The organism is Rahnella perminowiae, from assembly GCF_019049755.1.
GTDB lineage: Bacteria > Pseudomonadota > Gammaproteobacteria > Enterobacterales > Enterobacteriaceae > Rahnella > Rahnella perminowiae.
Map to the genome: position 1 here is coordinate 1 of NZ_JAFMOS010000514.1, position 13,617 is coordinate 13,617.

Annotated in this window: 12 protein-coding genes; 5 read left to right on the forward strand and 7 right to left on the reverse strand. The window is 51.1% G+C overall.

Annotated elements, in window-relative coordinates; all coding sequences use genetic code 11:
* Positions 1–4: 4 nt before the first annotated feature.
* Positions 5–685 (reverse strand): type 1 glutamine amidotransferase domain-containing protein, encoded by a 681-nt coding sequence (locus J1785_RS11015; protein WP_217219408.1) that lies wholly within the window; start codon positions 683–685, stop codon positions 5–7.
* Between the two features lie 371 nt (positions 686–1,056).
* Here J1785_RS11015 and J1785_RS11020 point away from each other — a divergent pair, with 371 nt between their 5' ends.
* The 3 genes from J1785_RS11020 to J1785_RS11030 are packed head-to-tail and all read left to right on the forward strand — an operon-like array spanning position 1,057 to position 5,334.
* Entirely contained in the window at positions 1,057–2,742 is a 1,686-nt protein-coding gene (locus J1785_RS11020; RefSeq protein WP_217219409.1) for an Hsp70 family protein, read from the forward strand.
* Positions 2,743–2,746: 4 nt separating this feature from the next.
* Positions 2,747–4,006: a hypothetical protein gene (locus tag J1785_RS26745; protein WP_238483183.1), complete on the forward strand. Its 1,260-nt coding sequence runs from the start codon at positions 2,747–2,749 to the stop codon at positions 4,004–4,006.
* The gene (locus J1785_RS11030) at positions 4,003–5,334 is read left to right on the forward strand and encodes a J domain-containing protein (RefSeq protein ID WP_238483184.1); all 1,332 of its coding nucleotides are present in this window, start codon (positions 4,003–4,005) and stop codon (positions 5,332–5,334) included. The genes J1785_RS26745 and J1785_RS11030 overlap by 4 nt, the downstream gene beginning before the upstream one ends.
* A gap of 33 nt (positions 5,335–5,367) precedes the next feature.
* On the opposite strand, the gene amyA is transcribed toward J1785_RS11030, so the two are convergent.
* Positions 5,368–6,849 carry an alpha-amylase gene (amyA, locus tag J1785_RS11035; protein WP_217219411.1) on the reverse strand — a complete coding sequence of 494 codons (1,482 nt, stop codon included), beginning with the start codon at positions 6,847–6,849 and terminating at the stop codon, positions 5,368–5,370.
* A gap of 122 nt (positions 6,850–6,971) precedes the next feature.
* Positions 6,972–8,474: a glycine betaine/L-proline transporter ProP gene (gene proP / locus J1785_RS11040; RefSeq protein WP_129953552.1), complete on the reverse strand. Its 1,503-nt coding sequence runs from the start codon at positions 8,472–8,474 to the stop codon at positions 6,972–6,974.
* 292 nt (positions 8,475–8,766) lie between these two features.
* On the opposite strand from proP, the gene J1785_RS11045 reads away from it, so the two are divergent.
* Together J1785_RS11045 and J1785_RS11050 are read left to right on the forward strand one after the other, a co-directional pair.
* Positions 8,767–9,948, forward strand: coding sequence for an oligogalacturonate lyase family protein (locus J1785_RS11045; RefSeq protein WP_217219412.1), 1,182 nt, complete (start codon positions 8,767–8,769; stop codon positions 9,946–9,948).
* A gap of 3 nt (positions 9,949–9,951) precedes the next feature.
* Positions 9,952–10,272, forward strand: a complete 321-nt coding sequence (locus J1785_RS11050; RefSeq protein WP_129953550.1) for a cupin domain-containing protein — start codon at positions 9,952–9,954, stop codon at positions 10,270–10,272.
* A gap of 67 nt (positions 10,273–10,339) precedes the next feature.
* Here J1785_RS11050 and J1785_RS11055 read toward each other — a convergent pair whose 3' ends face one another.
* The 4 genes from J1785_RS11055 to J1785_RS11070 form a co-directional block, all read right to left on the reverse strand.
* Entirely contained in the window at positions 10,340–10,978 is a 639-nt protein-coding gene (locus J1785_RS11055; RefSeq protein WP_129953549.1) for an RpiB/LacA/LacB family sugar-phosphate isomerase, read from the reverse strand.
* Positions 10,979–11,046: 68 nt separating this feature from the next.
* Positions 11,047–11,808, reverse strand: a complete 762-nt coding sequence (kduD, locus tag J1785_RS11060; protein WP_129953548.1) for a 2-dehydro-3-deoxy-D-gluconate 5-dehydrogenase KduD — start codon at positions 11,806–11,808, stop codon at positions 11,047–11,049.
* Between the two features lie 478 nt (positions 11,809–12,286).
* Positions 12,287–12,982: a DUF2931 family protein gene (locus J1785_RS11065; protein ID WP_217219413.1), complete on the reverse strand. Its 696-nt coding sequence runs from the start codon at positions 12,980–12,982 to the stop codon at positions 12,287–12,289.
* Positions 12,979–13,296 (reverse strand): hypothetical protein, encoded by a 318-nt coding sequence (locus J1785_RS11070; RefSeq protein ID WP_238483185.1) that lies wholly within the window; start codon positions 13,294–13,296, stop codon positions 12,979–12,981. The genes J1785_RS11065 and J1785_RS11070 overlap by 4 nt, the downstream gene beginning before the upstream one ends.
* Positions 13,297–13,617: the final 321 nt, after the last annotated feature.

Below are 13,617 nucleotides of genomic sequence, written 5' to 3' on the forward strand. Positions count from 1 at the left end.
CTGTTTATTTGTTCAGTTGCTCAACCAGCAGTACTGCAGCTTCTTCGGAAGAACCCGGATTCTGGCCGGTGATCAGCAGACCGTCCTGCACCACATAAGATCCCCAGTCAGCACCTTTCGAATACACACCTCCCAGAGATTTCAGCTCATCTTCCACCAGGAATGGCACCACGTCGGTCAGGCCAACCGCCGCTTCTTCGCTATTGGTGAAACCGGTGACTTTTTTGCCCTGTACCAGCGGATTACCCTGCGCATCTTTCACATGACGTAAGACACCCGGCGCATGACACACCAGCGCAACGAGTTTACCCGCTGCCTGGAATGACTGGATCAGCTCAATGGAGGTGGTATCTTCGGCCAGATCCCACAACGGGCCATGGCCGCCCGGATAAAAGACAGCGTCGAAATCAGCCTGAGAAATACTGTCCAGACGAACGGTAGAGGCCAGTTGAGCAGTTGCCTGCTCATCAGCTTCGAAGCGGCGGGTTTGCTCCGTGCGGAAATCTGGCTCGTTACTTTTTGGATCCAGCGGTGGCTGCCCCCCGGCCGGCGAAGCCAGCACGATTTCTGCGCCTGCATCTTGAAACGCATAATAAGGTGCCGCCAGCTCTTCCAGCCAGAAACCTGTTTTACGGCCGGTGTTGCCCAGTGTGTCGTGCGAAGTCAGAACCATCAGAATTTTCATGTTGTTTATCCCGGTTGTTAACGTTGTTTAACTGTCTTGATAGTAGACCAGTCGTCTTGTAATAACTTTCAAAAAAACACCTCAGCGCGAGGTGTCGTTTGTTACGTATCAGATTAATCCGTCTGACGAATAATCTGTTTTGCCTGCGTCAGGTGCTTTTGTCGTGTTCATGAGTTAACAATACATTTAATTAGACCGGTCGTCTAGTGATTATAGAATAAATTACCTCCTCCGACCTTCATCCGCGATAAATGTAAGTTTTCTGACAAGATTTATATCGCGCAACCTACAAACTCTCCTCAACTTTCTGTAAATTCGGCCGATATAAATTCTTTCGGTTGTTTTCGGTTTATGCTTCTGGAGTGATACGGATGTTGATAGGAATAGATTTAGGCACTTCAAACTGCGCTGTTGCCATCTGGCAAGACGGACATTCCGTTCTGATTCCTAATGTCTATGGAAAAAATCTGACGCCCTCGGTGATCGGCCTCGATGATAACGGTCACGTTCTGGTCGGTGCGCCTGCTCAGGCGCGTTTGTTTACCCACCCTGACCTCACCCTTTCCAGTTTTAAACGCTTCATGGGGACCGATCATCAGTTCCGGCTCGGTCACCAGCACTTTCGCGCGGAGGAACTCTCCGCTCTTTTATTGCGCAGCCTGAAAGCCGATGTTGAACAATATTGTGGCTGTGAGGTGAAGCGCGCCATTATTACCGTCCCTGCTTATTTTAATGATATTCAGCGCAAGGCGGTGAAAGCCGCCGGTGAAATGGCCGGCCTGCAGGTAGAACGTTTGCTCAATGAACCGACGGCAGCGTCGCTGGCCTACGGGCTGGTGAATCAGCAGGAACAGAAATTCCTGGTGTTCGATCTGGGGGGGGGCACGTTTGACGTTTCAATCATTGATATGTTTGAAGGCGTAATTGAAGTCCGCGCCAGCAGCGGCGATGTATTCCTCGGCGGTGATGACTTCACCCGCAGCCTTGCGAGCTGGATGCTGGCGCAGTATCCGCAACTGGACAAAGAGGATAATGCCCTTTTCGGTCAGCTGATTACGCTGGCGGAAAAAGCTAAGTGCCAGCTGACCACACAAGACAGTACGACGCTCCGGTACCAGTGGAAAGAAAGTTCACTGAGCTGGACGCTGACCAGTGAGACTCTGGCGCAATGCTGTCAGAGTACGCTGGAGCGGATGAAAAAACCGGTGATACAGGCGCTGCGCGATGCCAAATTCTCCGCCGATGAAGTGGATCATGTGGTGCTGGTAGGCGGCGCAACGCGAATGCCATTGGTACGTCAGGCGGTGGCTCGTCTGTTCGGCCGTTTTCCGCGCAGTGATTTGCAACCGGACGAAGCCGTGGCGCTGGGTGCCGGTATTCAGGCCGGACTGGCCTTGCAGGATCAGGCGCTCGATGACATCGTGCTGACCGATGTCATGCCGTTTACGCTGGGTATCGGGATCTCCCGCCCTAAAGGCGACGGCTATGAAGACGGTCATTTTCTGCCTCTGATCGAGCGCAACAGCTTTGTGCCGGTGAGTCGCGTGGAAACGATTGTCACCATTTCAGATCAGCAAAAGTACCTGAATTTGTCCATTTATCAGGGCGAAGCGCGGCGGGTAGCCGATAATATTCTGCTCGGTTCGCTGAACGTTGACGTGCCTCCGCGCCCGGCAGGTGAAATGACCGCCGATGTGCGTTTTACTTACACACTCGACGGTATTCTGGAAGTGGAATGTAAAATCACCAGCACCGGACAGGTGGAAAAACTGGTGATCGAGAAAGCGCCAGGCAGCCTGACGCCGGCACAAATTACCGAAAGCTTGCTCAAACTTGAAAACATTAAGCAGCATCCGCGCGAACAATTGGTAAACCGCCAACTGGTAGCAGAAGCCAACGCTTATTATGAACAAAGCCTTGGCGACCAGCGGCAGTTCATTGCCGACCAGTTGTATCGCTTTGAACATGTGCTCGACACGCAAGATGCGCGTCAGATTGCGGCAGCACGCAAGGAATTTGAGGCACTGCTGGTGCATCTGCGCAGCGGGTGGGAATAGTCCGATGGGGATCTGGTCAGTTCTCGGGATAGAACCTACGCAGGACATCGCTGCCATCAAACGGGCCTATGCGCATCAGCTAAAAAGCACGCGGCCTGATCAGGATCCGCAAGCGTATCAGCGCCTGCGGGAGGCGTTTGAATCAGCCAGGCGCGGCGAATATTTTTGGACTACAGGTGACAACGTCACTTACCCTTCTCATCCTGCGTCGCTTACTGACGATTCGTTAATCAATCAGACGCAGGTTCACCATCGGGTATCAGAAATCGTCAGCCTGCTGCTGGAAAATGAGCAGGCAGGCCTGGAAAAGCTGCAGGTCTGTCTGTCAGAAACTTTACTGCAAAACCTTCAGTTGCGTGAAATGTTCAGTCAGCAGCTGGCGTGGGATCTGGCGGAGCATGAAGGGCTGACCTTCTCATTGCTGGCGAACGTTGCCGCGCTGATGGAATGGGAAATTGACCATTATCAGCCCGTCGGCATTTCAGTTTATCAGCTGGATGCGCTGCATCAGCAAATTGAGAGTACTGCCGGGCGTCACTACTGGGATGCCCTGCGGACGCAACTTCAGGCTTCGGTTTTTGGCCGTAAGGTATTTGATTATCTCAGTGTCGAAGGCAAAAACCTGACATTCGGTATGAAATGCGTTCCCGGCTTTGTGGGCCGTCTCAGGGCACATTTGCACGAGATAGCCATGTATCATCCGGTGCTGCTGCCGCGGGTCAATTCCCGGCTGAGGAATGACCTTAAGCGTTGCCGTTTTGCTCTCAGCGGTGAAGCCACTTTTCTGACCGTCTTTTGGTGTGTGCTGGCGATTTACGGAGCCCGCCATTCTCCGCACTGGCTGCGCGATACACTGCTGAGTGCGCTTACCGTGCTGGGATGCATCTTCGGTTATAAAGGCATGGGGATATTATTACATCCGTATCCCCGCCTGCATGCCGTAGCGGAAACCCTGATGTCGGTGTTGGTCATTGCACTGTCGGGGCTGGTTTTCAGTGGATTTTATGCGACCTTCCTTTATCTTCAGGATGACCCCGGACGCGGGCCGGCGTTGTTCTTTATGTTGCTGATAACTGTGCTGTTCTGCACCTGGGCCATCTGCCCGAAATCCTGGCGCTGGTATAATCTGGTCTGTAACAGTGTAGTTTCTTTACTCACGTTGCCGTGGGAACAAGCCAGAAAGCCCGGCCGGGTCAGACGGGTTGTGGCGTGCGCACTGATGTTATTTGTATATTCATGGTTAATTACGTGGGCGGTGGAATGAGCGGACAGGGAATTTGGTCAGTTTTAGGCATTGAGCCGACTCAGGATCTGGGCGTGATTAAACGGGCTTATGCCCGAAAGCTAAAAAACACCCGTCCTGACAGTGATCCGCAAGGGTATCAGCGACTGCGCGAAGCCTTTGAAGCGGCAAAGCGTCAGGGTTATGATGACATTTTAAGTGACGTTGTCACTACTGCTAAGCCCCCTGTGAACCTTTCTGCCGCGCCCGTCTCGCCTTTGTCTGTCCGGTATGAGACGGTGAAAGCTCCCGTACAGGAATCTGACGACGTCTCTCTGTTACGTGGTCAGATTTTTGCAGAAATCCCCTCTGTTATTGACGCTATGATGGATGACGAAACGGTGGGGATAAAACGGCTGGCAGATTATTTGCAGAGTGATTCTCTGCAAAATCTCGAATTGCGGGAGATGTTTAGCCAGGAAATGGCCGCACAATTGAGTGAACGCGAAGGATTATATTCCGCATTACTGCTCAAAGTCTCTGCCATTATGGGGTGGGAAATAGACCATTACCAACCGGTGGGGATTTCCCCGCAACGGCTGCAGGCGCTTCAGGCACAGATAGAACATACCGGCGCGAACTACTACGCGTCTGTTATGGCGCGCGAATATCAGGGGTCCGCGCTGAATCGACTACGTTTGCGTTTGCTGACGGAGGAAGGTGCGGTTGTGCCCTGGTGGGCGAAACTGGTACCCGACTTTATGCTATCCCTGCACGATAAACTCAGGGAAATCAGGGCGTATTATCCTGCTTTGTTGCCGGGTATTAATTCAGTACTGCTGAAAACCCTGGCAGAGAACCGGCTGGCACTGCGTTGGGGAACGGTGTTCCTGACCGGTTTCTGGCTTTTGCTGATCATGCTGGCGACGCGTGAACATGCTGAACCGTGGCGCTCACGCATTTTACTCATAGCATTCATTGCATTATATATGCATGGTTACAGTTATCTGGAGCGGAAATTACGTTACCGCCCGCGCATGTTGTGCGCAACAGAATGCGTGTTGTCGATACTGGCAACCGGCATTATGGTAAAAATAATGCTGGGTTTATTCACCATGTTTAAGCCTGAAACCGGAAATATGGTGATGGCTTTCACCAATTACGGGGTACTGAGCGCCAGTAGTTTTTGCGTCCTCTGGATGATGGCGCCAAAACAATGGAAATGGTACAGCGTGCCATTGAACGCGATGATTATTATGGTGATTTTCCCGTGGGAGTTGATGAAAAAAGCCTCGGGTGTGGCCGGCATCGTGGCCTTTGTGGTATTACTGGTGATGTATTCACTGTTGATTGCTTTCGGATTCCGTTGACGTTGCGGGCGGTTAATCCCGCCCGCACCTGTTTCACTCCGTCATAATCCAGACGCTGACGCTCCCTGCTGCGCAAAAGAATTGTGCGCTGCCTTTTTCGTCGGTTGTAATGACTTCCCCGCGGTTTTCCAGCATGTCCCGCCATTGCTTACCGGCAAAGTTGTCGCCCAGCTCAATCGTTTTCTCGCCGGCTTCTCCGTTAGACATCACTACCACGCATCCCGGTTGCTCTGCGGTGCCGCTGCGGGAAAAGGCAATGCAGTTCGGGTGATCGAAATAATCGGTTTGTGCACCCCATGCGTACCCCTGACGGGCTCTGATCAGCGCTTCCAGATGGGTGATCACTGGCAGATTTACGGTGTAATTATTTCCGTCCTCTCCTTCATCTTCGTAACTTGCACCGAATAAATCCGGATAAAAGACGATGGGCACGCCATGCTCGCGCAACAACGTTAACGCATAGGCCAGCGGTTTAAACCACGGCTCAACCGGTGCCTCAAGAGACTGCAACGGCTGTGTGTCGTGGTTGGCAACCAGCGTCACCGCATGCGCAGCATCAGCAGCGACCAGTGTGTTATCAAAAATGGTGGTCAGATCGTAATCCGCACCCTGTTTCGAGGCATGGTGGAAATTCAGCTGTAGCGGCGCATCGAACAGCATGGTTTTGCCTTCCACCTGACGGATGTAATTTTGCAGCGTCGGGACGTCGAATGACCAGTATTCTGCGACCAGGTACATCGGTTGTTCCGATTGTGCCTGAATATGGTCAATCCACTCTTTATAGAACCAGGCCGGAATATGTTTCACCGCATCAAGACGAAACCCTGTACAGTGCGTTTGTTCCATGATCCAGCGGCCCCAGTATTTGAGCTCTTCGCTGACTGCGTTATTGCGGAAATCGACATTGGCACCCATCAGGTAATCGTAATTACCGAATTCGTCATCGACCTGATCGTTCCAGCCGCCGCCGGTATAATCGTTAATGATTTTGAAAATGCCTTGCTCGTCCGGGTTTTCAATGTGGTCAACACCGCTGAAGCAGTGAAAATCCCAGATGAACTTTGAATACTGGCCGTTACGGGCGGCAAAAATGAAACGCGTCCAGGCCTCTGCTTCAATAACGTCATCGCTGATTTCTTCACGGTTATCCATGTTAACGCGGTTAACCTGAACGCGTTCTTTCTCATCCGCTCCCATTTTATGATTGAGCACCACGTCAAGAATGACGCCCAGCTTATGCTGTTTCAGCGCGCTGATGGCTGCGAGCAGCCCCTCTTTGTCGCCATATTTGGTCGCACGGGAACCTTTCTGCTCAAACTCACCCAGATCAAACAAATCATAAGTGTCATAGCCAACCGAATACCCACCCGATTCGCCTTTACAGGCAGGCGGAAGCCAGGCGGCGGTAATGCCAATCTCAGCCAGCCAGGCGGCTTTTTCGGCCACTTCCGGCCAGAGCTTCCCACCATCCGGGTAATACCAGTGAAAGAACTGAAACAACGTAGGATTCTGCATACAGACTTTCCATTCAGATGACCAGGAAGTGAAGTATGGAGCAGGAACGCAAAAAATGTGACTAAAGGCAAAAAAAAGCCGGTCAGCAAAGTGACCGGCGTTGAGACTGCCTGAGAACGGAATCAGTTGATATCCGGGTGCTGGGCAATCAGATTTTTTCTTTTTGCTTCAAGCTCAACAATCTGCGCATCAATATCTTCAATTTTCTGTTCGATATTGTCGTGATGTTCCTGGAGGATTTCACGCGCTTCTGCACGGTCTGAAGCCGCCGGTGTCGCGCCCTTGAGCGGACGGTTAGCGGTTTCTTTCATGAAAATGCCGGTCACCAGACCAATCATCGCCACAACCATCAGGTAATAGGCTGGCATATAGAGATTATTGGTGGCTTCCACCAGCCACGCGGCGATCGTCGGGGTAAGCCCCGCAATCAGTACCGAAACATTGAAAGCAATTGCCAGCGCGCTGTAACGGATATGCGTCGGGAACATTGCCGGTAACGTTGACGCCATCACACCGATAAAGCAGTTCAGCAACACCGCAAGGATCAGCAGACCTAAGAAAATCAGGCCTATCACATCACTGTTAATCAGAATGAAGCACGGAATAGCCAGTATAAACAGGCCGATACTGCCGATGATCACAAAAGGTTTACGGCCGAAGCGGTCACTCAGCATCCCCATGAACGGCTGTACGAACAACATGCCGACCATAATGGCAATGATGATCAGCACACCGTGGTCTTCAGAATAATGCAGGCTGTGGGACAAATAGCTCGGCATGTATGTCAGCAGCATGTAGTAGGTGACGTTTGTTGCTATCACCATGCCCACACAGATAATCAGCGGACGCCATTGTTTGGTCAGGATTTCACGGAACGAGACTCTTGGCGGTTCAGCAATATCTTTACGCGAATCGCTGTCGATTTTATCGACGTGTTGCTGGAAGGTCGGGGTTTCTTCCAGTGCATGACGCAGATAGATCCCGATCAGGCCCAGCGGAGCGGCAATGAAAAACGGAATACGCCAGCCCCATTCGAGGAAGTTCGTTTCACCCACGATACTGGAAATCAGCACCACCACACCTGCACCGAGAATAAAACCAGCGATGGAACCAAAATCCAGCCAGCTGCCGAGGAAGCCGCGTTTTCTGTCAGGAGAATATTCTGCAACGAAAATCGCTGCACCGGTATACTCGCCACCAACCGAGAATCCCTGTGCCAGTTTTGCCAGTAACAGCAAAATCGGTGCCCAGATACCGATGGAGTCATAACCGGGTATCAGCCCGATACAGAAGGTGCTGACGGACATGATGATGATGGTGACGGAAAGGACTTTCTGGCGCCCAAATTTGTCGCCAAGTGCGCCGAAAAACAGTCCGCCCAGAGGCCTGACGAGGAACGGTACGGAGAAGGTTGCCAGCGCGGCAATCATCTGAATACCCGGGTCTGCCCCCGGGAAAAACACCTGCCCTAATGCAAATGCCACAAAACCATACACACCGAAATCAAACCATTCCATCGCATTACCCAGGGCTGCGGCGGTAATAGCTTTTTTCAGTTTAGTGTCATCAATGATCGTAATGTCGTTGATATGCATGGGTTGAACACGTTTCTTTCGTAATCTCATCTTTCACATCCCTTTTCTAAAATACTCCACCGTGTAAGCGTGAGATATTTTGTTCGTACTCTTTAATCATCAAGAGTATCAATAATATTTGAGCAAGCTATATCATTATAGGATGGTTTTACGCTGTAGCAAAAGCCAACCGTTTTGTGATCACCATTGCACTTTTGTTTTCACCCGCCGTTGTTTTGACTCACAAAGTGGTAATGTGTTTTCAAATTAATGAAACTGCATTTTGATTAATGAAAGGGACGCCGGAACAACGGCTAATTTCATGCTACTTATGGGGTGAATCATGGCAAAAGGTTCTCAGATTCAATTTAGTTTCCACACCGTTCAGGATCCTCAGACCGGTGCCCGGGTGACGCGTTTAACACCGCCTGATGTGTTGTGTCATCGCAACTATTTCTATCAGAAATGCTTTACCCGCGAGGGTAATAAGCTGTTGTTTGCCGGTGAGTTTGATGGCAACCGCAACTATTATCTGCTGGACTTGCAAACGCAGAAAGCGGCTCAGCTGACTGAAGGCAAAGGCGATAACACCTTTGGCGGTTTCCTCTCCCCGGATGATCAGTATCTTTACTACGTCAAAAACGAACGCAGTCTGCAGCGCGTAAAACTGGCTGATTTTAGTGAACATACGGTGTATCAGGTGCCGGAAGAATGGGTTGGCTATGGCACCTGGGTGGCCAACAGCGAATGCACCCGTCTGGTGGGTATCGAAATCAGTCGTGAGGACTGGACGCCACTGTCAGACTGGAAAATCTTCCAGGATTTCTATCACAGTAATCCGCACTGCAGACTGTTATGTGTCGATTTACTCAACGGAAAATCCCGCGTGATCCACGAGAAAAATGAATGGCTCGGACACCCGATTTATCGCCCGTTTGATGACCACACCGTCGCTTTCTGTCACGAAGGCCCGCATGACCTGGTTGATGCACGTATGTGGCTGGTGAATGAAGGCGGCAGTGATGTCCGCAAGGTAAAAGAACATGCACCGGGAGAAAGCTGTACGCACGAATTCTGGGTACCGGACGGCTCTGCACTTATTTATGTGTCTTATCTGAAAGGCCAACATGACCGCCATATCCGCCGTTTCGACCCGCAAACCGGCGAAGATATCTGTCTGATGACTATGCCAGCCTGCTCGCATCTGATGAGTAATGACAACGGTACACTGCTGGTCGGTGATGGCTCCGGTACGCCGGTTGATGTGAAAGACACCGCAAGTCATACGATTGAAAACGATCCGTGGTTGTATATTTTCGACACCCGGACCCGCCGGTATGCACCGCTGGCCGCGCATAACAGCTCCTGGCAGGTGCTGGACGGCGACCGTCAGGTGACGCATCCGCACCCTTCTTTCTCACCCGACGATCGTCATGTGCTGTTCACCACCGATTATGAAGGCTTACCGGCGCTGTATCTGGCGGAAATTCCGCATGCCCTGCTCAGTTCATTACGCAAGGATTAACCAATGTTTACCTTTAAAAAAGATATTCCTTTACAGGATCTGGGGGACGGTGTGAGCCGTCGTGTTCTGGCGCATGACGGCACCATGATGGCCGTTGAAGTATACTTTGAAGAAGGCGCCGTCGGCCCGATGCATAACCATGTTCACGAACAACTGACCTATGTGTTATCCGGCCGTTTCAAATTCACTATCGGTGAAGAAACCCGTGAAGTAAGTGCAGGCGATACGCTGTATAAAAAACCGTACATCATGCACGGCTGCGTGTGTCTGGAGAAAGGTGTGTTGCTCGACACGTTTACGCCGCAACGACAAGATTTTTTATAATTCTTTCAGACCATAAAAAACCGGTGCCATGAGCACCGGTTTTTTTGACACCACAAAACACGAAATCTTACGCGAGGATTTCACGCACGAAGGTTTCGATCTCTTTGTTCTGGCAGTTTTCGAAGAAACATTTCTGGAAACGTTCGCCTGTCACGGCGGTTTTTACCAGTTCAGGATCGATGGCACGCAGGGTATCCAGATAGTTTTCTTTCACCACTGCGGCTTTCACCTGATTCAGAATGCCCGCGTTGCGCACCTGAGGTTCTTTGCGGTCAGCCGGATAGCCTTCGCCTTTCACGCCGGTAAAGGCCTTTTCGAAGATGAAGCGTACGTTCAGCTCTGCACCCCAGCCGAAGCCTTTAGCAAATGGCAGCGATAATGCGTTGCCGTTGTTGATTTGCGCAAACAGGAAGGCATCAGCCGGATCAATGCAATAACCGCAGTTAACGCCCGGATGAATATTCAGAGACATCAGTGCGCCCTGGCCGGTACCGCAGCCTGCAACCACAAAATCCACCGCTTTTGAATTAAGCAGGATACTGGCCATGATGCCCAGATGGATGTAAGTCAGATGGTGATCCTGTTCATCAGACATGCCCACGTTGAAGACCGGATACTCTTTTTCCGAAGCTACGGCGTTAAGTTCTTTCAGGATGATCGCGTTTTTAGCGGCCTGACTGTTTTCCATCATCAATGCAATTTTCATGAGATTTCCTCTTTGGGCAGCGGTCTGAGCCGCTGCTGTCGGTGAATGTTTATCAATAACTGGCGTGATTAACGGGCCAGCCAGCCCCCGTCAACCGCAATGGTGTAACCGTTGATATAGTCGGAAGCCGGTGAAGACAGGAATACGACCGGCCCCATCAGATCAGACGGCAAACCCCAGCGGCCGGCAGGAATACGCCCCAAAATTTCTTCGCTGCGTGCTTCATCAGCGCGAAGTTGCTGGGTGTTGTTGGTCGCCATATAGCCCGGCGCAATCGCGTTCACATTGATATTGTGCTTCGCCCATTCGTTGGCCAGCAGGCGGGTCACTCCCATGACGGCGCTTTTTGATGCGGTATAAGAAGGTACGCGGATACCGCCCTGATAGGAAAGCATCGACGCGATATTAATGATTTTGCCGCCGGTACCCTGAGCGATGAATTGTTTCGCCACAGCCTGCGACATGAAGAAGACGGATTTGATGTTCAGATTCATCACATCATCCCAGTTCTTTTCGCTGAACTCGATGGCGTCTTCACGGCGGATGATTCCGGCGTTATTGACCAGAATATCCAGATGTCCCATTTCAGCGACAGCACGTTCCAGCAGCGCCGGAATAACTTTCGTGTCGCTCAGATCAGCGGTCAGGCTTAGGAAACGGCGGCCTGTCGCGCCGATGCGCTCGATGGTTTCTGCGGGTTCGACAATGTTGATCCCTACAATATCACAGCCGGCCTCAGCGAGGCCGATTGCCATACCCTGACCCAAACCGGTATCGCATCCGGTCACTACCGCGACTTTTCCCTGAAGCGAGAAATTATCCAGAATCATGATGGTTCCTTTATGCATAAACGGAAGCAAATCTGCTTTTCCGTAGGACGATGGGTTGTCGGGCTGTGCCCGGCGCCGAAATAATAAAGAGGAGTTTAGCGAGAAAATTCGTCCGACTCAAGAAATTGAAACATCATTTCAATTTATGTGAACTTTGGTGTCGTTTTTTGTTGGGTTGATCACGTCCTGATGAGTAGTGTCAGGTAAATGTCAAAAACAGGGCGCAGACAAGAAGAAAGGATGCAGGGCAAAGCCCCTGAATAAATAATCCGGAGGACAGAGAGGAATAAAATGGGTTTTTGTTCGGATGGACCATTCACTGCCCGGCGGGGATGCCGGGCCAGCGGTACGCGAGATCCATTTGCAAAACGTAATCTCTTCTATGAAAAGGCTTTTTTAAACAAAATTCTTACCCCAGAAATTTGGTCGTAAAAAAGGATCTCAAGAAGATCCTTTTAATTTTGCAGATCGTTAAACCCTACCAATCACCGTATGGATAGGTTTTCCCTTTGATAAAGTCCCGGATAAACGGGTCGTAGCCGTTACGCTCGGTGTAATTAAAATCAATCCTGCTGGGAACGTTCTTACATATCAACATATTATCTCCCGTCAATGTGAACTCTCTGGCCGGGTGTTGGGGGACAATATGATTACCGTTGTCCTCAAGCCAGATCCGCACCGTACCTCCGGGAGCCAGACCAATAATCATATTATCCCGGTAATAAACCTGTCCCGGTTTGTAATTATCAGGATAAGCCGTTGTCATTTGCCGCCATGTTCCCCGATCAAACCAGATCTCCGTCTCATACGATTTTTTATCAATCACCGAGTCCCAGCACACTGACATCCTTACCGGCAGCGCCTTACTGATATTAAAGTTGGCAGAAAAACTGCCAACAACACGACTCCATGTGTCCACGCTGCTCTGGCTGGGTTCTGTCGGGTCAAGCCGCCTGAAGATGCTTTCCTGGATATCCCCGTCCTCCAGATACACCTGCGTCACCAGGGCGGGCAGATTTTTAGGGTGAAAAAAATTAAACTGCCAGTGATCGTAAGGCAGCTTTTTGCCCCACTGCTCTACGCCGTCCCCTAGCGGGGTGGTCACGTCGGCTCGCCTGTCGCGGCACCCCGTCAGTAACAGCAGTACCCCGATCGCAATATGTAATGTCCTCATCCGAACACCCTATCCAGTGCGTCCACATGGGCTTTTTGCTGTTCTTCATACTTCGCACACGCCTTTGCCCGCGCCTCATCCACCAGGTTTGCGCAGTGCGCGTAGGCCAGTCGCAGGTCGCTTGAATTATTTCGGTTGTTGCCCGTACCGTCAAAGAACACCCCCACTGTCAGCGTAATCCCCCTGACCGGCACCCTCCTGCACTGGATAACTTTTTCACTGCACAGAACATCGGTACGGTGCGTGTTGTCCCCGATAATTTCATACCGGTGATAGCCGGTGTCGCCCGGCGCTGTTTTCTCGTCTCTTGCCATAAGAAAGTCCCTTTAATCTGAAAGGTTAAATCCAGTCCATCATACCTTAACCTAAATCAGACTCTGTCAGCAGCAAATGGTCCCAAAGTTCTCCGGTGATTACAGAAAGTGATATGGGTGTCCGGTGACTTCAGTCTTTTCCTGCGTCGATGTGTACAGGCCGGATTGAATAACGACGAGGACTGAAATGCTCTTGTACGACAGGTCTTCATGCCCCGGTTGAGAGAAATTAGAGATTGCGGACTGGAGAAGCGGCGCTATTGTGTCAGTCGGCTGATGGTGCCGATTGAGGCGATCTTGTTATGGAATGCGGTATATAAG